The sequence below is a fragment of the Pseudomonas sp. BLCC-B112 genome (genome assembly GCF_028550695.1).
Lineage (GTDB): Bacteria > Pseudomonadota > Gammaproteobacteria > Pseudomonadales > Pseudomonadaceae > Aquipseudomonas > Aquipseudomonas danubii.
The window spans coordinates 521,698-543,835 of record NZ_JAQQGK010000004.1; the positions used below are offsets into that span (position 1 = coordinate 521,698).

General features: G+C 64.0%; 21 protein-coding genes and 1 pseudogene. 15 read left to right on the forward strand and 7 right to left on the reverse strand.

The window, feature by feature from the left end; genetic code table 11:
• Genes PQT43_RS13585 through PQT43_RS13605 form a run of 5 tightly spaced genes read left to right on the forward strand, consistent with a single transcriptional unit; the run spans position 1 to position 5,301 of the window.
• Positions 1-1,074 (forward strand): microcin C ABC transporter permease YejB, encoded by a 1,074-nt coding sequence (locus PQT43_RS13585; RefSeq protein ID WP_016964272.1) that lies wholly within the window; start codon positions 1-3, stop codon positions 1,072-1,074.
• A gap of 1 nt (position 1,075) precedes the next feature.
• Positions 1,076-2,095, forward strand: a complete 1,020-nt coding sequence (locus PQT43_RS13590; RefSeq protein ID WP_110651554.1) for an ABC transporter permease — start codon at positions 1,076-1,078, stop codon at positions 2,093-2,095.
• 1 nt (position 2,096) lies between these two features.
• The gene (locus PQT43_RS13595; RefSeq protein WP_272754116.1) at positions 2,097-3,707 is read left to right on the forward strand and encodes an ABC transporter ATP-binding protein; all 1,611 of its coding nucleotides are present in this window, start codon (positions 2,097-2,099) and stop codon (positions 3,705-3,707) included.
• Between the two features lie 22 nt (positions 3,708-3,729).
• On the forward strand, positions 3,730-4,524 hold the full coding sequence (gene fabI, locus PQT43_RS13600) for an enoyl-ACP reductase FabI (RefSeq protein ID WP_123391061.1): 795 nt from the start codon (positions 3,730-3,732) through the stop codon (positions 4,522-4,524).
• Complete coding sequence (locus tag PQT43_RS13605; RefSeq protein WP_272754117.1) at positions 4,525-5,301, forward strand: hypothetical protein; 777 nt, start codon at positions 4,525-4,527, stop codon at positions 5,299-5,301.
• 63 nt (positions 5,302-5,364) lie between these two features.
• Here the strand turns inward: PQT43_RS13605 and PQT43_RS13610 are convergent, their stop codons facing one another.
• The 3 genes from PQT43_RS13610 to PQT43_RS13620 all read right to left on the reverse strand — a co-directional run bounded on the left by PQT43_RS13610 (position 5,365) and on the right by PQT43_RS13620 (position 10,045).
• Positions 5,365-6,333, reverse strand: a complete 969-nt coding sequence (locus tag PQT43_RS13610) for a GGDEF domain-containing protein (RefSeq protein WP_110595561.1) — start codon at positions 6,331-6,333, stop codon at positions 5,365-5,367.
• A gap of 96 nt (positions 6,334-6,429) precedes the next feature.
• Positions 6,430-7,602 (reverse strand): NnrS family protein, encoded by a 1,173-nt coding sequence (locus PQT43_RS13615; RefSeq protein WP_272754118.1) that lies wholly within the window; start codon positions 7,600-7,602, stop codon positions 6,430-6,432.
• A 355-nt stretch (positions 7,603-7,957) separates the two neighbouring features.
• Positions 7,958-10,045 carry an EAL domain-containing protein gene (locus tag PQT43_RS13620; protein ID WP_110595559.1) on the reverse strand — a complete coding sequence of 696 codons (2,088 nt, stop codon included), beginning with the start codon at positions 10,043-10,045 and terminating at the stop codon, positions 7,958-7,960.
• A gap of 322 nt (positions 10,046-10,367) precedes the next feature.
• Between PQT43_RS13620 and PQT43_RS13625 the strand changes: the two genes are divergently transcribed.
• The 5 genes from PQT43_RS13625 (at position 10,368) to PQT43_RS13645 (ending at position 15,591) form a co-directional block, all read left to right on the forward strand.
• Positions 10,368-10,901 (forward strand): sigma-70 family RNA polymerase sigma factor, encoded by a 534-nt coding sequence (locus PQT43_RS13625; protein ID WP_102879636.1) that lies wholly within the window; start codon positions 10,368-10,370, stop codon positions 10,899-10,901.
• Between the two features lie 6 nt (positions 10,902-10,907).
• Positions 10,908-11,885, forward strand: a complete 978-nt coding sequence (locus tag PQT43_RS13630; RefSeq protein WP_123391065.1) for a FecR domain-containing protein — start codon at positions 10,908-10,910, stop codon at positions 11,883-11,885.
• A gap of 100 nt (positions 11,886-11,985) precedes the next feature.
• Positions 11,986-14,466 carry a TonB-dependent siderophore receptor gene (locus tag PQT43_RS13635; protein WP_272754119.1) on the forward strand — a complete coding sequence of 827 codons (2,481 nt, stop codon included), beginning with the start codon at positions 11,986-11,988 and terminating at the stop codon, positions 14,464-14,466.
• An 89-nt stretch (positions 14,467-14,555) separates the two neighbouring features.
• Positions 14,556-14,720 (forward strand): hypothetical protein, encoded by a 165-nt coding sequence (locus PQT43_RS13640; RefSeq protein WP_249735878.1) that lies wholly within the window; start codon positions 14,556-14,558, stop codon positions 14,718-14,720.
• A 37-nt stretch (positions 14,721-14,757) separates the two neighbouring features.
• Positions 14,758-15,591, forward strand: a complete 834-nt coding sequence (locus PQT43_RS13645) for an AraC family transcriptional regulator (RefSeq protein WP_123391068.1) — start codon at positions 14,758-14,760, stop codon at positions 15,589-15,591.
• Here PQT43_RS13645 and PQT43_RS13650 read toward each other — a convergent pair.
• The 4 genes and pseudogenes from PQT43_RS13650 to PQT43_RS31420 form a co-directional block, all read right to left on the reverse strand.
• Complete coding sequence (locus PQT43_RS13650; protein ID WP_102879640.1) at positions 15,588-16,172, reverse strand: LysE family translocator; 585 nt, start codon at positions 16,170-16,172, stop codon at positions 15,588-15,590. The two genes, PQT43_RS13645 and PQT43_RS13650, sit on opposite strands and share 4 nt — an antisense overlap.
• A gap of 92 nt (positions 16,173-16,264) precedes the next feature.
• Complete coding sequence (locus PQT43_RS13655) at positions 16,265-16,588, reverse strand: DUF6388 family protein (protein WP_253084881.1); 324 nt, start codon at positions 16,586-16,588, stop codon at positions 16,265-16,267.
• Between the two features lie 278 nt (positions 16,589-16,866).
• The gene (locus PQT43_RS13660) at positions 16,867-18,036 is read right to left on the reverse strand and encodes a methyl-accepting chemotaxis protein (protein ID WP_410897061.1); all 1,170 of its coding nucleotides are present in this window, start codon (positions 18,034-18,036) and stop codon (positions 16,867-16,869) included.
• An 81-nt stretch (positions 18,037-18,117) separates the two neighbouring features.
• Positions 18,118-18,468: pseudogene (locus PQT43_RS31420) on the reverse strand (PAS domain-containing protein); the annotation flags it as partial.
• Positions 18,469-18,897: 429 nt separating this feature from the next.
• Between PQT43_RS31420 and PQT43_RS13665 the strand changes: the two are divergent.
• The 5 genes from PQT43_RS13665 to PQT43_RS13685 all read left to right on the forward strand — a co-directional run bounded on the left by PQT43_RS13665 (position 18,898) and on the right by PQT43_RS13685 (position 22,135).
• Complete coding sequence (locus PQT43_RS13665; RefSeq protein WP_102864568.1) at positions 18,898-19,371, forward strand: GNAT family N-acetyltransferase; 474 nt, start codon at positions 18,898-18,900, stop codon at positions 19,369-19,371.
• A 184-nt stretch (positions 19,372-19,555) separates the two neighbouring features.
• The gene (locus tag PQT43_RS13670) at positions 19,556-20,101 is read left to right on the forward strand and encodes a GNAT family N-acetyltransferase (protein WP_110595552.1); all 546 of its coding nucleotides are present in this window, start codon (positions 19,556-19,558) and stop codon (positions 20,099-20,101) included.
• A gap of 113 nt (positions 20,102-20,214) precedes the next feature.
• Positions 20,215-20,754, forward strand: a complete 540-nt coding sequence (locus tag PQT43_RS13675; protein ID WP_102864566.1) for a DUF3455 domain-containing protein — start codon at positions 20,215-20,217, stop codon at positions 20,752-20,754.
• Between the two features lie 101 nt (positions 20,755-20,855).
• Positions 20,856-21,419, forward strand: coding sequence for a sigma-70 family RNA polymerase sigma factor (locus tag PQT43_RS13680; protein WP_110595551.1), 564 nt, complete (start codon positions 20,856-20,858; stop codon positions 21,417-21,419).
• Positions 21,416-22,135: an anti-sigma factor gene (locus PQT43_RS13685; protein ID WP_102879647.1), complete on the forward strand. Its 720-nt coding sequence runs from the start codon at positions 21,416-21,418 to the stop codon at positions 22,133-22,135. The genes PQT43_RS13680 and PQT43_RS13685 overlap by 4 nt, the downstream gene beginning before the upstream one ends.
• The last annotated feature ends 3 nt before the right edge of the window (positions 22,136-22,138 follow it).

Genomic DNA, 22,138 nt, shown 5'->3' on the forward strand with positions numbered 1-22,138 from the left:
ATGCTGGCCTATATCGTTCGCCGACTGCTGCTGATCATCCCCACCCTGCTGGGCATCCTGCTGATCAACTTCGTGATCATCCAGGCCGCCCCCGGCGGGCCGGTGGAGCAGATGATCGCCAAGCTCGAAGGCTTCGACGGCGCCACCAGCCGCATCGCCGGCGGCGGCGCCGAAGTCTCGGTGGCCGGCTCCAGCTACCGCGGCGCCCAGGGCCTGGACCCGGCGCTGATCAAGGAAATCGAGCACATGTACGGCTTCGACAAGTCGGCGCCGGAACGCCTGTGGATCATGATCAAGAACTACGCCACCCTGGATTTCGGCAACAGCTTCTTCCGTGACGCCAAGGTGGTGGACCTGATCAAGGAAAAGATGCCGGTGTCCATCTCCCTCGGGTTGTGGAGCACCCTGATCATGTACCTGGTGTCGATCCCCCTGGGGATCGCCAAGGCCACCCGCCACGGTAGCCACTTCGATGTCTGGACCAGCTCGGCGATCATCGTCGGCTACGCGATCCCGGCCTTCCTGTTCGCCATCCTGCTGATCGTGGTGTTCGCCGGCGGCAGCTATTTCAACTGGTTCCCGTTACGCGGCCTGACCTCCAACGACTTCGACCAGCTGAGCTGGGGCCGCAAGATCCTCGATTACTTCTGGCACCTGGCGCTGCCGGTCACCGCCCTGGTGATTGGCCACTTCGCCACCATGACCCTGCTGACCAAGAACAGCTTCCTCGACGAGATCAACAAACAGTACGTGGTCACCGCCAAAGCCAAGGGCCTGACCCAGCGCCGGGTGCTCTACGGCCACGTGTTCCGCAACGCCATGCTGTTGGTGATCGCCGGCTTCCCCTCGGCCTTCATCGGCATCTTCTTCACCGGGTCCCTGTTGGTGGAGGTGATTTTCTCCCTCGACGGCCTGGGCCTGATGAGCTTCGAGGCGGCGATCAACCGCGACTACCCGGTGGTGTTCGGCACCCTGTTCATCTTCACCCTGCTGGGGCTGGTGGTGAAGCTGATCGGCGACCTGACCTACACCCTGGTGGACCCACGCATCGACTTCGACAGCCGGGAGCATTGAGATGAACCTGTCCCCCCTCAATCGCCGGCGCTTCGAGCGCTTCAAGGCCAACAAACGCGGCTGGTGGTCGCTGTGGCTGTTTTTGGTGCTGTTCATCCTCAGCCTGGGCGCCGAGCTGATCGCCAACGACAAACCGCTGGTGGTGCACTACGAAGGCGGCTGGTACTTCCCGGCCCTCAAGCGCTACCCGGAAACCACCTTCGGCGGCGAATTCCCCCTGGAAGCCAACTACAAGAGCCCCTACATCCGCGAACTGCTGGCACAGAAGGACGCCTGGGTGCTGTGGGCGCCGATCCCCTACAGCTACCAGAGCATCAACTACGACCTGCGGGTGCCGGCCCCGGCGCCACCCTCGACGGACAACCTGCTGGGCACCGACGACCAGGGCCGCGATGTGCTGGCCCGGGTGATCTACGGCTTTCGCATCTCGGTGCTGTTCGCCCTGACCCTGACCATCCTCAGCTCGATCATCGGGGTCATCGCCGGCGCCCTGCAGGGCTTCTACGGCGGCTGGGTGGACCTGGCCGGGCAACGCTTCCTGGAAATCTGGTCCGGGCTGCCGGTGCTCTACCTGCTGATCATCCTGGCCAGCTTCGTGCAGCCCAACTTCTGGTGGCTGCTGGGGATCATGCTGCTGTTTTCCTGGATGAGCCTGGTGGACGTGGTGCGCGCCGAGTTCCTGCGCGGGCGCAACCTGGAATACGTGCGCGCGGCCCGGGCCCTGGGCATGCAGAACGGCGCCATCATGTTCCGCCACATCCTGCCCAACGCCATGGTCTCCACCATGACCTTCATGCCCTTCATCCTCACGGGCGCCATCGGCACCCTCACCGCCCTGGACTTCCTCGGCTTCGGCCTGCCGCCGGGGGCGCCGTCCCTGGGCGAGCTGGTGGCCCAGGGCAAGTCCAACCTGCAGGCGCCCTGGCTGGGCATCAGTGCCTTTGCCGTGCTGGCGCTCATGCTCAGCCTGCTGGTGTTTATCGGCGAATCCGCCCGCGATGCCTTCGACCCGAGGAAATGACATGACCCAGGACACTCTGATCGAAGTCCGCGACCTGGCGGTGGAATTCGTCGCAGGCGCCCAGTGCCAGCGCGTGGTGGAAGGCATCAGCTTCGACATCAAGCGTGGCGAAACCCTGGCCCTGGTGGGGGAAAGCGGCTCCGGCAAATCGGTGACCGCGCACTCGATCCTGCGCCTTTTGCCCTACCCCCTGGCCCAGCACCCATCCGGCAGCATCCAGTACGCCGGGCACGACCTGCTGACCCTGAACGAGAAGACCCTGCGCCACATTCGCGGCAACCGCATCGCCATGATCTTCCAGGAACCCATGACCTCGCTGAACCCGCTGCACAGCATCGAGAAGCAGATCAACGAAGTGCTGGGCATCCACAAGGGCCTGACCGGCAAGATCGCCAGCAAGCGCACCCTGGAACTGCTGGAACTGGTGGGCATTCCCGAGCCGCACAAGCGCCTCAAGGCCCTGCCCCACGAACTGTCCGGCGGCCAGCGGCAACGGGTGATGATCGCCATGGCCCTGGCCAACGAACCGGAGCTGCTGATTGCCGACGAACCGACCACGGCCCTGGACGTCACCGTGCAGTTGAAGATCCTCGAGCTGCTCAAGGAACTGCAGGCGCGCCTGGGCATGGCCTTGCTGCTGATCAGCCACGACCTGAACCTGGTACGGCGCATTGCCCACCGGGTCTGCGTCATGCAAAAGGGCTGCATCGTCGAGCAGGCGTCCTGTGAGGAGCTGTTCCGCGCGCCGCAGCATCCCTACACCCGGGAATTGCTGGCCGCGGAGCCCAGCGGCACCCCGGCGAACAACCCGATCGGCCCGCCGTTGCTGGAAGTGGACAATCTCAAGGTCTGGTTCCCGATCAAGAAAGGCCTGCTACGCAGCACCGTGGATCACGTCAAGGCGGTGGACGGCATCCACTTCAGCCTGCCCCAGGGCCAGACCCTGGGCATCGTCGGCGAAAGCGGCTCGGGCAAGTCGACCCTGGGCCTGGCGATCCTGCGCCTGATCGCCAGCCAGGGCGGGATTCGTTTCGAGGGGCAGCAACTGGACACCCTGTCCCAGCAACAGGTACGGCCGCTGCGGCGGGAAATGCAGGTGGTGTTCCAGGACCCCTTTGGCAGCCTCAGCCCGCGCATGAGCGCGAGCCAGATCGTTGGCGAAGGCTTGCGCATTCACAAGATCGGCAGCGAACAGGAGCAGGAACAAGCGATCATCGAAGCGCTCAAGGAAGTCGGCCTGGACCCGGACACCCGGCACCGCTACCCCCATGAGTTTTCCGGTGGCCAGCGTCAGCGCATCGCCATCGCCCGGGCCCTGGTGCTCAAGCCGCGGCTGATCCTGCTGGACGAGCCGACCTCGGCCCTGGACCGCACCGTGCAGCGCCAGGTGGTGGAACTGCTGCGCAACCTGCAACGCAAGTACAACCTGACCTACCTGTTCATCAGCCACGACCTGGCGGTGGTCAAGGCCCTGAGCCACCAATTGATGGTGATCAAGCACGGCCAGGTGGTGGAACAGGGTGACGCACGGCATATCTTCGACGCCCCGCAACACCCTTACACACAGCAACTGCTGGAAGCCGCCTTCCTGGCTCCGGCACACGCCCAATAACCTGCAACAGGAGTAGCCACTTATGGGTTTTCTCGCTGGGAAGCGTGTCCTGATCGTCGGTGTCGCCAGCAAGCTGTCGATCGCCTCCGGCATTGCCGCCGCCATGCACCGTGAAGGCGCCGAGCTGGCCTTCACTTATCAGAACGAAAAACTCAAGGGTCGGGTCGAGGAGTTCGCCGCCGGCTGGGGCTCCAGCGCCGAGCTGTGCTTCCCTTGCGATGTGGCCAGCGACGAACAGATCGCCCAGGTCTTCACCGAGTTGGGTAAACAATGGGACGGCCTGGACTGCATCGTCCATTCCGTGGGCTTCGCCCCGGGCGATCAGCTCGAAGGCGACTTCACCGACGCCACCACCCGCGAAGGCTTTCGCATTGCCCACGACATCAGCGCCTACAGCTTCGTGGCCCTGGCCAAGGCTGGCCGGGACATGATGAAGGGCCGCAACGGCAGCCTGCTGACCCTGTCTTACCTGGGTGCCGAGCGCACCATGCCCAACTACAACGTGATGGGCATGGCCAAAGCCTCGCTGGAAGCCGGCGTGCGCTACCTGGCCGGTTCCCTGGGCCCGGAAGGCACTCGGGTCAACGCCGTCTCCGCCGGCCCGATCCGCACCCTGGCTGCCTCGGGGATCAAGAACTTCCGCAAGATGCTGGCGGCCAACGAAGCCCAGACCCCGCTGCGGCGCAACGTCACCATCGAGGAAGTCGGCAACGCTGGCGCCTTCCTCTGCTCGGACTTGGCCTCAGGCATCAGCGGCGAGATCATGTACGTGGACGGCGGTTTCAACACCACCGCCATGGGCAACCTCGACGAGTGATTGCTGGCTGCGGCGAGGGGGCTTGCGCCCTCGCCACCCTGCCCCCTCCCGCTCATTGCAAAGGCCGAACATGATGCGGTCAACCTATGTTGGTATGAGGCGGATCGTCAGGGAGCACTCCTTGACCTGAGCCTGGCCCAGCCCGAGGGCACGCTTGAACTGGATCAGGTGGCCGGGCTGCTGATTGCCGTTGATGGCAATACCTCAAACACCATCCAGGCATTGAACATCGACCTTCGCGGGCTGCCGGACAACAGCACTCACGAGGCCAACAAGGCGCTTGTCTATAACCTTCTCAGGACGTTGAAGAACGCTGGATGGCAAAAATACTACTTCCCTTCCGACCCCCGAATAGCCGCTGGCGAGTTGCACAAGCTGGACTGGAAGGAAAGCCTCCTGGGTACCCAGCCACTCAGCCACCCGCTGTTCGATGCCAACCATGAGATGAGCCTTGAGCAGTGGCTGGGCAACAACAGGTTCTATGACTGGTATCTCTATCACGGCAACTACATTGCGCATGTCCGAGCCCTGCGCTACGACTCGAAAAGCGCCCCCCTGCAAAGCGCTGTCTACTTGATAAGCCTGAACCTGATATCCCTGGACACGTTCTGGACCCGCGACTTTGCAGAGGCACAAAGAGCCCAATGGAGAACCCTGTTCCCTGCGCATTTGAAAGAACGGCTGCAACGTCGCTCAGAAGTTGAAAGCCGAGCCAGGGCGGCCGGGGTCGACATCGAGGAAAGCTATAGCCCACCGCTGATGGAGCGCGGCCAATAGCGCCCTGCCACTGACGCCCCTCCCTGCCCCGCGTCACCGGGCAGGGCTTGGCGGCAGCAACCCTCAGCGAGCCCGCTTGCCAGCCTGCTTGTGCAGGTACATGGCCTTGTCGGCGTCCGCCAGCAACGCCTCGATGTCAGGATGGCGTCCGGCGTCGTATTCGATCTGGCCGACGCTGAAGCGGATGTCGTAGCCACGTTTCAGGGTGGCGTTGCGTTCATTGAGGAGCTCACCGAGGCGCGCCATGATCGCCGAAGTCTCGACGTGATCGGCAGCGCTCAGCAGCGCCACGAACTCATCGCCGCCCAGGCGGCCAATCACATCGCTCTCGCGAAAGGCAATGCGCAGCACATCGGCAAAGGTCTTCAATGCCCCGTCGCCTTCGGCATGGCCGAAGCTGTCGTTGATGTGCTTGAACTCGTTGAGGTCGAAAAACAGCAGGGTCGCTGGCTTCTTCAAGCGCTTGCAGACCCCGAGGGCGTGCCGGGCCAGGGCTTCGAAGCCGCGGCGATTGGACAGCAGGGTCATCTCATCCATGCTGGCCATCTGTACCGCTGCCAGCTCCTGCTCGGCCATGCGCGCCAGGTCCCGCAGCAAGGCGCGCTCCTCGTCGTCCAGGTCCCGGGGCTTGACGTCGATCAGGCACAGGGTGCCCAGCTTGCTGCCATTGGGCACGGTCAATGGGCAACCGGCATAGAAACGAATTCCCGGCTCGCCGACGACCAGCGGGTTGTCATGGAAACGCTCGTCCAGCTCGGCGTCGCAGACGGTGAGGATCTGGTCACCGAGAATGGCGTGGCCGCAGAAGGAAATATCCCGCGAAGTCTCGGTGGCGCTCAGCCCCACACAGGACTTGAACCATTGCCGGTCGCTATCCACCAGGCTGACCAGGGCGATCGGCACATTGAACAGGCGCTTGGCCAGCCGGGTCAGGCGGTCGAAGCGCTCTTGCGGCGAAGTATCGAGGACATTCAGCTCGCGCAGGGTCTGAATTCGCAGGGCCTCATTGTTGGGTTTGCTTGGGTACAACATCGCTGACTCCATTCGCGGCTAAGACCGCAAGCGTAGTCCAGTTTGACCACCGCCTTACTGGTAACGATGTGGCTCGATGTCGCTACTTGATGCGTGTCAACGCCGTGGCGTCAGCAGAATCCGCGCATATCCGCCAACGAACAGGGCAAACGCCAGCGCCCCCAGCACCGCCGAGCCCCCTAACCCCAAACTGCTGAACGGCACCAGCAGCACCCGACACACCGCCGCCAGGAACAGCAAGGCGAAAGCACCAGCCATGGCCCCGGTCACCTGCAGCGGCCGCCCGCTGTGGCCAAGACTGACCCGGGCGATCATTCCCAGCACCAGCCCGCCCAGGCCGCCCACCGCCAGGGCATGGGTCACCAGGCTCTGCGGCACGGCCCAGCCCAGGTGCCAGAGCGCCATGCCCAGGGTCGCCAGGGCCAGCCACAGGTAGGCCAGGTACAGCGACCAGAGCAGCGGCACGCGCCACAGCCGCGGCTGATGCCAGCGCCACAGGCGCCAGCCATGCAGGCCCGCCAGCACGGCAAACACCGGCGCCAGCCAGACGTGCGGGGCCTCGCCGCCGCCCAGGGCCATGGACAGTGCCACCAGCAGGCTGCCCACCAGCAGCACCCGGGTCGGCCAGGGCGATGCCGGCGCCGCGGGCGGCAGTTGCAGGCCGCGCTGGATGAAAAAACCGATCACCCGCCCGCCGATCACCGTCATCAAGGTCGCCACCAGCCACAAGGCGCCCAGTTCGCCACGCCGCTGCCAGCTGTCCTGGTGCTCCAGCAGGCCCCACAGGGTCAGGCCCTGAAACAGCGCCAGCAGCCCCAGCACCACGACCATGGGGTAATTCTCACGCTTGCCGGCGCACCACAGCTCGCGCCCGATGACGGCCACCAGCAGCGGGATGAAGGCCAACTGCACGCCGAGGAACAGCGGGACCGGCAGCGGCAGCCACCAGGCCAGGCGCCCCGCCAGCCAAACCAGCCACAGCAACAGCAGCGGGGTGCGGCTCAGGCCCGGGCGGCCGGTCCAGTTGGCCACCGCCGTGAGCAGGAATCCGGCAATGATCGCCACCGCGAAGCCAAAGAGCATTTCGTGACGGTGCCATGCCAGCATCCCGGCCACCGGTTGCAGGCCACTCAGGGCGCCGTGCAGCCACAGCCCCCAGCCCAGCAGGGCCAGGCAGGCAAAGGCGGCTCCCGCCAGGAAAAACGGTCGGAAGCCCAGGCTCCACAATGGCTGTGCGGCCCATTGCCGCCAACGTTCAGGCAAAGACACAGGCCGCCCTCCCCGAAATCAGGACAGACAGTGGCCAATTGCAGTAGCGGATCATCGTGGGGCTCCTCGGCCAATCAGTGGCGATATGCCCCATCCCCATCACGATTCATGCCAGCGCCAGATCTGCCGCAAACCGCGGCCCTGCGCCTTGAACAGTCTTTTTGACAACGAGCAAAAAAGGTCATTAAGACGACAATAAAGTCAATATGACCGCAAACCCCAAGCTGCGCTTTGCCCGCTGCACTTGTTGCTGGGCGTCGAGGAACAGTGCCTGCGGATCGCTCCCCAGTGGCAGGGTCAAGCGTTGCCACGCCCGGATCGCCCGGCCTTCAGGTCGCCCCCTTGACGCCGCCGCTCAGTCTTCGCTGGCCGCCAGGGCACTGCGCGCCCGCTGGCTGACAAAACCGGGAATCTGCTCCCCGGGCAAGGACTTGCTGAAGTACCAGCCCTGGATGATCAACTCCGAACTGGACTGCAAGAAATCCAGCTGCTCACCGGTCTCCACCCCTTCGACCACCACCTGGAGCTTGAGGGTTTCGCAAAAACGCAGCAGACCGTTGAGCACCTGGGCACCCTTGGGCTCGCGCTGGGCCAGGACGAAGCTGCGGTCGATCTTGATCCCGTCCACCGGAAACTGATGCAGGTAGCTCAAGGCCGAGAAGCCGGTGCCGAAGTCGTCGATATAGACCCGCGCGCCCAGGGCATGCAATTTGCCGATCCATTGCTGGGTCAGCAGCGCATCCCCCACCAGGGCGTCCTCGGTGATCTCCACCGACACCTGGCCATGGGCCCGGGCCAGAATCTCCAGCAGGCGCCGGCCATGCTCCGCCGAGGCCAGGGTGGCGCTGGAGATATTGATGGTGATGGGCAACTCGAACCCGATCTTGCTCCAGGCCAGGTGCTGGCGCACCGCCTGGGACGCCACCCAGAAATCCACCTCGGGCATCAGCCCGGCCTGCCCCAGCCATTGCAGCAGCTCCCAGGGCGACTTGACCTGCCCCTGGGCATCCCGGGCACGGATCAGCGCCTCGCACCCCGTACACAGACCACTGCCCTTGGCCACCTGGGGCTGATACTCCAGGTGGAAGTCGTAGCCGCTCAACTGCTGGATCCGCGCCAGCTGCAAGGACTGCTGGGCTGCCTGTTTGTAGGCCGCCACCATCGGGTCCAGCTCCAACAGCCGGCCGCGCTCCTCAAGGCCATGGAAGGTGGCGTCGAAGGCCTTCAGGTACACCTGCTCGCTGCCTTCGCCCTGGCGCTGGATGCTGCGCACATAAGGCGTGTAGATCAACGTACCGACGCCCAGCAGCACCAGTTGCAGGAGCACCGCGCCCCAATCGCCCTGGGTACTCAGGTAGGCATTGAGCAGCACCGGTGAGGTAAAGGGCACACTGACCAGCGCCGGGCTCACCCAGCCCTGCTGCACCACCAGCAGTGCCAGGCAGGCATTGACCATGGGCACCAGCATGAACGGCACCAGCAAGCGCGGGTTGAGAATGATCGGCAGGCCGAACAGCAGCAGTTCGTTGACGTTGAACAGCGACAGCGCCAGGCTCGCCAGCGCCAGCAGGCGCATGGAACGGCTCTTGGAAAAACCGAGGATCGCCAGCACCAGGGCCAGGGAGCCGCCGGAGCCGCCAATAAAGGCGAAACAGCCCAGCAAGCCACTGTTGAGGGCATAGCGCAGGGGCTGCCCGGCAGCGTGATCGGCGGCATTGAGGGCCACCGCCTGATCCATCACCTCCATCAACGGCTGCATGGCGTAGGTGCCGTGAATGCCGAAGAACCACAGCAGGGAGTTGGTCGTGGTCAAAAGGATCGCGTTGAAGTAGGGATAGTCCAGGCTGTCGATGTCGATCGGGCCTTGCACGTAGGCAAAGTCGTGGACCTGCAACAGCGACTGCAGCACCGCCACCAGCGCCAGGGACGTCAGCACCCCAGGCAGCACCATATTGATGGTGCCCTTGAGGTTGTGCCCCACCAGCCCCTCGTCCACCAGCCGTGTCCAGCGTCGGCGATGCAGCCAGGCCATGACCGGGACATTGACCAGAGGCGAGGCAATGGCAATGAACAGCACGAACGTCGCCGACGCCAGCGGATAGTCCCGCAGCAGGTAGATGGCGATCACCACATGGGACAGACAGAGAAAGGCCACCGGCAGTTGGGGCAAGCGGTACTGGATCGCCAGCATGTAGCCGATGGACGCCGCCACCAGTAAGGGGATGATCGAACTGATGCGCTTGTGCAGCCCGGCCAGCAAGTCCACCAGGGTACTGGGAGCCCCCAGGGCCTGGGCGCATTGGGCCAGTATCAGGAATACCGCCGAAACCAGCAGACAGGGCAACAGCCAGAGCAGCCCCTCACGTATCGAACGCAAGGACTCGGCGCCCGCCAGGAGCGCCAGGCGGTGGGTGAAAAACAGCTTGAACCTCGGTTGCCGCATCAACCTCTCCCCTCTGCCACTGCATGCCCGCCCCCCGCAGACGGCCCCGTCACAGCCTGGCAAGCGGGTTGCACAGCCCAGCCGTGACAATCGGATGCAAGCGACGATACCACTGAAGAAACCCCTGCCAGCAAGCATTGAATACAGGGGGCCTGAGTGTTTTATCGCCTCCCGGGCGCCAGACTTGATGTCTTTTTCCAAGGTTCGGGCCTGATCGGCAGCCGCACAACGGCGAATCGATATCATTTGCAGGGCATTCGGGCTTTTGCTTTAATCGCGATCAATTCCCATTTACAGCCCAGCCTGTCACCGGACCACGCCCTTGCCCTCGACGCCACCCGCCAGCCCCGCTGTGGTCCACCACCTCTACGACGCCCATCACCGCTGGCTCTACGAGTTGCTGCGGCGGCGCCTGAACCATGCCTGGGATGCCGCTGACCTGGCCCACGAGATCTTCGTCCGTGTGCTCAAGCGTCCACCCCAGCTCGATGGCGAGGTCCAGCAACGTTCCTATCTGGCCACCATTGCCCGAGGCCTGTGCATCGATCACTGGCGCCGCCGGCAACTGGAACAGGCGTGGCTCCAGGCCCTGGCGGCGCGGCCCCAGGCGGTGCAACCGTCCCCGGAGCAACGGGCGATCATCGTCGAGACCCTGCACGAAGTGGACGCCATGCTCGGCCGCCTGCCCCAGCGGGTACGCGAGGCCTTTATCCTGGCGCAACTGCACGGGCGTCCCTACAGAGAGATTGCCATCGAGCTGGGTGTCTGCGAGCGCATGGTGAAGAAATACCTGGCCCAGGCCCTGGTGCATTGCGCACTGCTGGAGGCCGAACTCGATGGCCTGCTGGTGGAGTAGAACGCCATGAGCGAACACACCGGCAACAGGTTGAGCCACGCCAGCCTGCAACAGGCCGCCCATTGGTACGTGCAACTCCAGGACGAAGCCGTCAGCGACGAGCAGCGTCGTCACTGGCAGGCCTGGTTCGAGCAGACCCCGGAACACCGCCAGGCCTGGGGTTATGTGCAGCGGGTCAGCCAGCGCCTGCTGCCGTTGCAGGACGCCGCGGCCCAGCAAGCCGCCGGCCAGGCCTTGCGCGGTGACCGGCGCCCGGCGCTGGCACGGCGCCAGGTGCTCGGCGGCCTGTTGTTGATCGGCCTGGGCTGGGGCACCTGGCGCGGTACAGCGCTGCCCCAGGCACTGGGCCGTTGGCGGGCGGACTTCGCCACCGGCACCGGGGAAGTGCGCGATGCCCGCCTCAGCGATGGCACTCACCTCTGGCTCAATGCCCTGAGTGCGCTGGATGTGCGCTACAGCGCCCTGGAGCGGCTGTTGCTGCTGCACCAGGGAGAAATCCTCATCGACACCGCCAAGGACCCGCAGCGCCCCTTCCTGGTGGACACCGAACATGGACGGCTGCAGGCCCTGGGCACTCGCTTCAGCGTGCGCCGGGACGGGCAACGCACCCTGCTCAATGTCTACGCCGGGGCCGTGCAAGTACGCAACGCCGAAGGGGGCCAGGTGCAGGTGGTCAACGCCGGCCAGCAACTGGCCTTCGACGCCCGCGCACTGGGCCCGCTGCTGGGCGCCAGTGCGGCCCGCGAGGCCTGGAGCCGCGGCCTGTTGCTGGCCGACAACCTGCCGCTGGAGCACTTGCTCGATGAGTTGGGACGCTATCGTCCGGGACACCTGGGCTGTGACCCGGCCATTGGCCGCCTGCCGGTGATGGGGGCCTTTCCCCTGCACGACTCCGACCAGGCCCTGGCGCTGCTGGAGGCTGCCCTGCCGGTGCGCGTCAAGCGTCTGGCCTCCTGGTGGGTGACCCTTGAACCCAGGGCCTGAACACGCGGTGAATTTTTTTTCAGGTTGCGGTTCCCTTTTGTCTTTCTGGTTCGGTTAACCCGGTAACAGCTCTCACATTACCGATCCACAAGGGAACCTCATGCCAACCCCCAGCCGTCCCCGCCTGCGCCTGCCCCTGCGTCCCCTGACCCTGTGCAGCGCCCTTCTGTGCCTGCCCGCGCCCTGGGCCCAGGCCGCCGAAAACCCCACCAGCCAACAAGCGGACAGCCAGCGCCAGACCTACAACATCGGCCCCGGCCCGCTGGTCAACGTGCTCAATCGCTTCGCCGAACAGAGCACAGTCTTTGTCGCCGGCCACAATGACCTCGCCGCCGGCAAGCAGAGTCCCGGTCTGCGGGGCCGCTACAGCGTCGAGCAAGCCCTGCAACAGTTGCTGCAAGGCAGCGGCCTGCAAGCCCAGGCCGTCAGCGGCGGCTATGTGCTGCAAGCTCTCCCGGCCCACAGCGGCCCGCTGCAACTGGGCACCACCCAGGTCTCGGCCCAGGGCCTGGGCGCCGTCACCGAGGACAGCCACCTCTACACCACCGGCGCCAGCGCCTCGGCCACCGGCCTCAACCTGTCGCTGCGGGAAACCCCGCAATCGGTGACCGTGATCACCCGCCAGCAGATGGACGACCAGGGCACCAGCAGCATTGCCGACACCCTGCGCCGGGCCCCCGGGGTCAGCGTGCAGAACTACGACAGCGAGCGCTGGGAGTTCTCCAGCCGCGGCATGCCCATCACCAACTTCCAGTACGACGGCGTCAACACCACCTACGACGGGGTCTACGACTACGGCACCACCAGCACCGACATGGCGACCTTCGACCGGGTGGAGATCATCAAGGGCGCCACCGGCCTGATGACCGGCTCCGGCGACCCGTCGGCCACCGTCAACCTGATCCGCAAACGCCCGACCCGTGAGTTCAAGGCTTCGGTCACCGGCACCGTCGGCTCCTGGGACAACTACCGCAGTGAAGGCGATATCTCAGGCCCGCTGACCGAAAGCGGCAACCTGCGCGGGCGCTTTGTCGGGGTCTATCAGGACCGCAGCTCGTACCTGGATCACTACCAGAACACCAAGGACATCGCCTACGGCATTCTCGAAGCCGACCTGACCCCGGACACCTTGCTGACGGTGGGCCTGGACCAGCAGAACACCCGCTCCCGGGGCGCCACCTGGACCGGCTTCCCGATGCACTTCAGCGACGGCTCGCGCACCCGCTTCTCGCGCTCGTTCAACCCGGCCACCGACTGGAGCCGCCGCGACTTCAACAACCAGACCCTGTTCACTTCCCTGGAACAGCAACTGGCCCATGACTGGACCCTGAAGGTCAGCTACGACCGCCTGCGCCGCCAGCACGACACCCTGTTGGGCTCCGCCAGCGGCGGCAATCCGAACCCGACCACCGGTGACGGCATGTTCATGTACATGGGCAAGTTCAAGGGCGAGCAGATTCAGGACAACCTGGACATCAACCTGCATGGGCCCTTCAGCCTGTTCGGCCGCGAGCACGAGCTGATCGCCGGTTTCATGCTGATGAACGCCAAACAGGACATCCCGGTCCACGGCTCGGTGTACCCGCCGGTGGGCGGCAGCATTTACCAGTGGCGCGGCGAGTTCGCCAAGCCGGACATCCCGAAGATCGGCGACAACGACATCCTCCAGCGCCAGACCGGCGCCTACCTGGCCACCCGGCTCAAGCCCACCGACGAGCTGGCGGTGATCCTCGGCACCCGGGTCAGCGACTTCAAGGGCATCGACAACACCCACTACATCGATCCAACCAGGGCCGACGTACGCCTGCGCTATCAGCAGACCGGTGTGGTCACCCCCTATGCCGGGCTGATCTATGACCTGAATGACACCTACTCGGTCTACACCAGCTACACCAACATCTACCAGCCGCAGATGAGCAAGGACGTCAGCGGCAAACTGCTCGACCCGGTGGAAGGCGACAGCTACGAGGCGGGGATCAAGGCCGAGTACCTGGACGGCCGGGTCAATGCCAGCTTCGCGGTGTTCCGCATCGAGCAGGACAACGTCGCGCAACTGGTCAGCGGCTGGAGCACCGAGGGCATCTACAAGCCGATCGAGGGTTCCACCACCAAAGGCTTCGAGGTCGAGGTGGCCGGCGAGCTGCGCGAAGGCTGGAACCTGTCCGCCGGCTACAGCTACAACCACACCCGCGACGCCAACAACGACTATGTCTACGGCTCGGTCCTGCAAACCACCGCGCCACAACAGGTGGCCCGGCTGTTCACCACGTATCGCCTGTCCGGGGCCTGGGAACGCCTGACGCTAGGGGGCGGGGTCAACTGGCAGAGCGATTTCTTCGGCAAGGTGTTCCAGCCCGATCCCAACGATCCGGTCAATGGCGGACACGATTCACGCATCACCCAGGACAGCTACTACCTGGTGGATGCCATGGCCCGCTACCAGTTCAACTCGCACCTGAGCTCGACCCTGAATGTGAAGAACCTGTTCGACAAGCAGTACTACACGGGCCTGGGCAACTTCGGCACCGGTTTCTACGGTGAACCCCGCAGCCTGCAACTGACCACCCGCTGGGACTTCTGAGGCCGCGCCCGGCAGCCGATCTGCGGTGCACCGCCCCTGTGCCGGGTTGACTACGTTCCAGCGTGATCAACCCGCAGAGGACCGACACCATGCAGCGCATTCAAACCATCACCCCCTGCCTGTGGTTCGACTACAAGGCGCAGATGATGTGCGCCACCGACCCAAGCCGCTCGCAACGGGTGATGCAGGCCCTGCTGGGGATGAAAAAAATCGATATCGACCAACTGCAACGGGCCTTTGACGGCAAGAGCTAATACACTCGCGTCAGCTCCCGCTGATGGAACCTTCAGGATGAAACCTGCCCTGCCCCCCGACCAGGCGCCGCAGTTCTGGCGCGATCCGGCCTTGCCGTTCATCGAGGCCCGCGCCATCGCCGATGGCCGCAAGGTCTGCTACAGCCGCCACGCCCATGAACAGTTCTCCATCGGCAGCATCACCGCCGGCCAGAGCACCTACCTCAGCGGGCAATCCCGCTGGCGGGTCAGCGCCGGCACCGTGGTGCTGATGAACCCCGGGGTGGTGCATGCCTGCAACCCCATCGACGACCAGCCCTGGTCCTATCGCATGCTGTACGTCGATACACCCTGGCTCACCGCCCTGCAGCACGAACTGGGCTTCAGCCCGGAGCTGGACTTTCGTCCCTTCAGCACGACCCACAGCCAGGACCCCCAGCTCTTCGCCGAATTTGAGCAGTTGTACCGGACCCTGGTGGACCCCGACGCCGAGCCCCTGCACAAGCACAGCTGCGCGGTGATCTTCTTCAGCGACTTGCAGCAACGCCTGAACCCCGCCGAGCGGCCGCCACGGGTCAGTAATGAAAAGCTGCTGCAAGCGGCGCAGTACATCCGTCAGCACTGCACCGAAACGCTGGGACTGGACGATATCTGCCGGGTCGCCGAGCTTTCCCCGTCCTACCTGATCCGCGCCTTCAAGCAGCAATTCGGCATGCCGCCCCACGCCTTCCTGGTCAACCAGCGGGTGCAGTTTGCCCAGGCTCGCCTGCGCAGCGGCGCGCCCATCGCCGAGGTGGCACTGGAGGCCGGCTTTGCCGATCAGGCGCATTTCCAGCGGGCCTTCAAACAGCATCTGGCGGCCACTCCCGGTCAATACCGCGGCCAACGCTAGACCCACAGATAGGCAGCGCTGACAGCCAGCAACGCGGCCATGCAGCGGTTGAACAGACGCATCTGCGCCGGGTTGCTCAGGTAATGCCGCAAGCAACTGCCGGCATAGGCCCAGCAGGCAATCGACAGGTAGCAGATCAGCAAATACAACCCGGCGAACAACCACACCAGGCCCACGTCCCCGTCGGCGGCAAAAGCGCCCATCCCGGCCACGCAGGCCAGCCAGGCCTTGGGATTGAGCCACTGCATCAGCGCGCCGTACCAGGCCGACGGCGCCCGGGCTGCAGCGTCGGCATCCAGGCGACCATCGTCCCGGGCCAGCTTCCAGGCCATGTACAACAGGAAGGCCACGCCGAACAGGCGAATGCCCTGGGTCAGCAGCGGCCACTGGCGCAGCAGTTCGTGCAACCCCAGGCCAATCAGCACCAGCAACAGGACAAACCCCAGGGTGGCCCCGGCCACGTGGCGCAAACTGGCCCTGAAGCCGAACCGTGCGCCACTGCCCAGGGCCACGATGTTCACCGGCCCCGGGGTGATAGACGCGGCCAGGGCAAAGGCCGCCATGGAAAACACTACGCTCATTGCTTGCCTCTCTTGTCTTGGTCGGAACAACTGCGGGACAAGTTAGGCCAAGGCACCCAGCCGGTATTGAAGAAAATTGCCCTCAGGCTCTGCTAGTGCTGCAAATGATTCAGCGCGCAGTACTGCTCCCACTCCATGTCCACCATCTCGGCGATTTCCCGATGCGCGTGGAGGGTCATCTGGCTCAGTTCCTGGGGCGTTCGAGCAACGAACGACAGGGCCAACTCCCAGGTGCCGATGCCACGCAGCTGGGCTTCTTCGTCAAACAGGAGACCGGCCTGCTGGAGCTGCCAATCGCTCAAGTCCTCGGGCTGCCAGCAGTGGCCCGAGGGTCGCCCGAGCCCCAGCCGGGCAACGAGCTCCGGACGTTCAGAGAGGTACAGCATCAAGGCTTGCTGATAACTGAGCTCAGACATTGGCATGGCTCTCACTTCAATCAAGTAATCAATGTCGGGCATTGACGCTCTGCCCCTGACCTTCGTCTCAAAACTGTTCGGACAGAGCCTAACTTTTAACAGGTTGATGCCATACAACTGCAACTAATTAAAACGAAATAATAATAGTTCCAGACGACTCTGCCCTGCCAACTGAGTACGGCTGTTTACCGTTTCCATCACTCTGGACATACGAACCCCCTGCCCTGATCAACTTGATCAATTGGCGATTAACAAAAGTTTCTGATTGCCGTTGGCGATCAATTGTTGAAACGGGTCACCAAGGCATTAAGTTCATGAGCGGTAGTTTCCAGATCACCGCCTACTGAGGAGGAGTGCACGGCGATGTCGGCGTTCTGGTCCGAGACCCGGGCAATATTGGTGATCTGCTCGGATATTTCCTCGGCCACATGGGCTTGCTGCTCAGACGCGGCGGCCATTTGCTGGCTCATCTGGTGAATGCGCTCCACCGCCGAATTGATGCCATTCAGGGCTTCCTGGGTACTGATCACCTGGGCCACCCCGGAACGCGCCTCGATGCTGCCCTGGCGGGCCACCTCCACTGCCTGGCTGGCTACTTCCTGCAAGGTGATGATGATGCGCTGGATGCTCTGCGTGGACTCCCGGGTCTTGGAAGCCAGGGCCCGCACCTCGTCGGCCACCACCGCAAAACCACGGCCCTGCTCGCCGGCACGGGCTGCCTCGATCGCCGCATTGAGGGCCAGCAGATTGGTCTGTTCCGCAATGGACCGGATCATGTTCGCCGCCTGCTGGATGGACTGGGTTTCCTCGGCCAGGCCTTCCACAGAATGGCTGACCGCATCCACGGTGTCCGCCAGCTTCTCGATCACCACCCGGGTTTTCTGGGCTTCCTGGGAACCTACCTGGGTCAGGTTGTTGACCTGATCGGCGGCCGAGGCGGTGTCGTGGATATGCACCGAGACTTCGGAAATCGACGAGGCCATCTGGTTCATGGCTGTGGCGGCCATGTCCGCTTCATCGCGCTGTTTGCCCAGGGCCGTTTCCGCCTGCTTGGACAGGCTCTGGCTGGTAGAGGCCAGGGACGCCGCCTGATTGGCGTAGTCGCCAAGCCGGCTGAGGGCGGTGCGGATTTTCGCCGATTCGCTGATCAGGATCATCTGCAACTGTGCGACCGGGCCGTGTTCGTCGGTGTAGGTGCGCGCGATCAGCTCGCTGTCGAAGCTGCCCAGGGACACCGAACTGATGCGTTGCAACATCTGCCGCGCGCGATAGAAGGCATACCCCTGGACCGCGAAATAACCGGGAACCGCCGCCCCCAGCGCAGCCCAGGGGCCACCCAGCCAGTAGGCCCCGGCCGTGGCCGCCAGGGCCAGCAGCGGCGGCCAGGCAAAGCCGCAAACGCTGGCCACCCGGTAGCTCCAGGGCAAGGCCAGGTTGTCGCTGCGCATGCGTTGATACAGGGCGCTGGCGCGCTCCACCTGTTCACGTTCGGGCTTGACCCGCACCGACTCGTAGCCGGCGATCACGCCCTTGCTGAAAATGGGCGTGACATAGGCGTTGACCCAGTAGTGATCGCCGTTGTTGCTGCGGTTCTTGACGATGCCCATCCAGCTCTTGCCGTCCTTGAGGTAGGACCACATGTGCGCGAACACCGCTTCGGGCATGTCCGGATGGCGCACGATATTGTGCGGGCTGCCGATCAGCTCTTCCCGACTGAAACCACTGACCGCGACAAACTCGTCATTGCAGTAAGTGATCTTGCCGTGAACATCGGTGGCGGAAATCAGCCGCTGTTCGGCGGGAAACACCAGCTCGCGCTGGGTCACAGGAAGATTGTTTCTCATTCTGAAATGCCTCGCAGGAAAGTACTCAATTGCCATTCACTATCAAACAACTTCCGCATCCTGCGATGACCTGAAGACTTCCTCTGCTTACCCGCAGAACTTCCCAGACCCAAGTCAATTATCGCAAATGGCCACTATCGATCCAGTCGACTTAAGTCTAGGTTCGAGCATTGATCAGAGTGCGAAAAAATCATCACGCCACCCCACTTGAACGCGCCGAATTAGAGACTTTTGTGATGTACATCAATATTCGCCCCAAACATAGGAAGCTAACTTTCTAATTATTGAGAAGCATTATTTCCAAAATACCCAGTGCCGCTGCAAACTCCATCTTCCGCCTATGAAAAACAAACTCGTCGAAACCTTCACGCGCGCATTGATCAGTGGCAGATTCCCTTTAACCACCGCCCATTTTTCACCACCACCCGTTGCGCCTCGGACCGATCGGGGCTGGAGTCGCCCTTGATGGACCATCTTGAACTGCGCCCGGCCGCTCGCGACGACTGGCCCTGCCTGGAAAACCTCATGCAGTTCTATCTCTATGAGCTCAGTCAGTGGCTGCCACTCAAATTCGCCGCCCAGGGGCTGTACGCCATCCAGGCCCTGGACGACTACTGGCGCCACCCGGCCACCCATCCCTGGCTGATCCTGGTGGCGGGGGAACTGACCGGCTTTGCCGTCGTCGACCAGCAACGCTGCGACAGCGATGCGCGATACAACCTCGGCTACCTGTTCATCGCTCGACGGCTGCGCCGCCTGGGCGTCGGCCGGCAGGTGACGCAACAACTGTTCGAGCACTACAAGGGGCCCTGGCAGGTGATGCACTTCAGCGCCAACCTGCCCGCCCGGGATTTCTGGCAGGCCATGCTGCCGGGGCAAACCCCGACACCGATCATCGCCCAGGGCTATCCCGCCAGCCTGTACCGTTGGCCAGGCTGACGCCGCAGCGGCAGCAAGCGGTTCGTTGCCCAGGCTGGGCCCTGCTCGCGGCTTCAACCAGCGCGCCCTGACGACAATGGAAAAGTCCGGGGTGATCACCTACCTTCTCCGGGGCCACCCGCACAGGCCTGACCACCACCTGCCACCTGACGCTCCATCTCATCTGAAGCAAAGAGCCTCGTCCATGTTGTCGTCCATCACCCGCACCACACGCCTGCTGTTACGTCCACCGACCCTGGACGACCTACCGCAGGCCTGCGCCATCCACGGCGACCCGCAGACCCACCGCTTCAACCCCTGCGGCCCCGACAGCGCCGAAGCCACCAGCGACCGGCTGCACAGCTGGATTGCCCATTGGCAGCAGTACGGCTTTGGCTACTGGGCAATCGCCCGGCTGGACGCACCGCAACAGATCATCGGCTTTGGCGGACTCATGCGGGCGCACTTCGGGCAGGAGGCCGGGCTGAACCTGTACTTTCGCTTCACCCCCGAAGCCTGGGGCCAGGGTTTCGCCAACGAGATGGCCCAGGCGGCCCTGCAACTGGCCTTCGGCGAACTGCTGGCGCCCCGGGTCACCGGCCTGGTGCGGCCCGACAACCTGCCGTCCAGGCGGGCCCTGGAACGCCTGGGGATGACGCTGGACGGCGAGCTGGAGGACTTTCCCGGGCAGCCACCGAGCCTGCTCTACCGGCTCAACGCCCAGGATCACCGGATGACCCGCAGCGGGTGATATGCCGCTGCGCTGAATATTTTTTCTCGGCGCTGCATCCAGATACGTCGCTCAGGGGTAGTACCCATAGCAGTCCTGAAAACTGCCGAACCGATCCCCAATGGAGAGCCACCATGCACGCCAAACAACGTCTTCTCTGCCTCAGCGCAACCTTGACCATCGCCTGCCTGGGCGCCCTGCCTGTGGCCCAGGCGCAGAGCGCATTGCCCGACAGCATCAAGGTGCCGGAGGGCCACAAAGTTGCCCTGGAAACCGTGGGCACCGGTGAAATCACCTACGAGTGCCGGGACAAGGCCAATGCACCGGGCGAGACCGAATGGGTCTTCGTCGGCCCCAAGGCGGTGCTCAGCGATCGCAGCGGCAAGGTGCTGGGTGACTACTTCGGCCCACCAGCCACCTGGCAGGCCAAGGACGGTTCGAAGATCACCGGGACCCAGGTCGCCGTGGCGCCGTCCAGCGCCGGCAACCTGCCCTATCAACTGGTCAAGGCCAATCCGGCCGAAGGCAAGGGGCTGATGAGCGGCGTCAGTTACATTCAGCGAGTGGCCCTCAAGGGTGGCGTGGCCCCCAGCAGCGCGTGCACCGCCGCTAACAAGGGCACCCGTGAAACAGTGAAGTACCAGGCGGACTACATCTTCTGGGCGGCCCGCTGATTCGCCACCCAAGATGCAAGGCCAGGCATTGGCAACTGGTCTACGCTGCTGACAGCCACTGCACCGCTTGGGTGGCGGTGGCTGTCATCTGTCGCAGGTAAATGCCCTTGTCTCTACCCGAACCCCTGTTTGACCACGCAGGCTGCATCGCCGCTTGTGCCCGAGGTGAGCGCCAGGCTCTGGAAGCCCTTTATCACGAGGAAGGGCCGCGCTTGCTCGGCGTCGCCAAACGCCTGGTACGCGACACGGCCCTGGCCGAAGACATCCTGCACGACGCCTTTATCCGAATCTGGCAAGGCGCAAGCAGTTTCGACCCCGAACGGGGCAGTGCCCGCGGCTGGATGTTCAGCATCACCCGGCATCTGGCGCTGAATTTCCTGCGCCGCCATGGCCGTGAGGTGCCTATTGAAGAACCTTATGCAGACCACCTGGACACCCTTGACGGGCTGGCCATGAACACAGAGGCGGTCACCGTGCTGGCGGATGCCGGACGTCTTCAGCATTGCCTGGGGCAACTGCCCTCACAGCGCCGCGAGTGTCTCCTGCTGGCCTATCTGGACGGCTATTCACACATGGAGATTGCCGCCAGAACGACCACCCCGCTGGGGACGGTCAAAGCCTGGATCAAGCGCAGTCTCAGTGCTTTACGGGAGTGCCTGGGATGAATATCGGTCAACGGGACGACAGCGATCCCACGCTCCAGGCCCTGGCCAGTGAATATGTCCTGGGCACCCTGGACGCCGAACAACGTCGCCTGCTCGAACAGCGCCTGCCCCATGACCCCGCCCTGCGTAGCGCCGTGCAAAGCTGGGAACAGCGCCTGCATCCCCTCACCGCTTTGGCCGCTCCCGTCACGCCGTCGCCCTGGCTTTGGCGGCGTATAGAACGCAGCCTGGAGCAACTGGCTGAACCTGACCCGGTCTCGGCCGCAAGTAGCGCCAGGCGCTTCAACCCTCTGGCGCTGTGGCGCGGATTGGCCGCTGCCGGCCTGGCCGCCAGTGTCCTGTTGGCCAGCCTGCTGATGCTGCGCCCCGATGCCCCTCCCAGTTACCTGGTGGTGCTGGTAGCCCCTCAGGACAAATCACCCGGCTGGGTGGTGCAAGCCAATGACACCCGGGAGCTGCAGTTGATTCCACTGGGCAGCATCGAGGTTCCGGCGGACAAGGCCCTGGAGTTCTGGACCAAGGCCGACGACTGGAAGGGCCCGGTGTCTCTTGGGCTGGTCAAGCCCGGCCAGCCGTTGCGTGTGCCGCTTGATCACCTGCCGCCCCTGCAGACCAACCAATTGTTCGAACTGACCCTGGAAGATCGCCAAGGCTCGGCGGTTGGCAGGCCTACCGGCCCCGTGCAGTTCATCGGCCGCGCCGTCAAGACCCTGTGACCC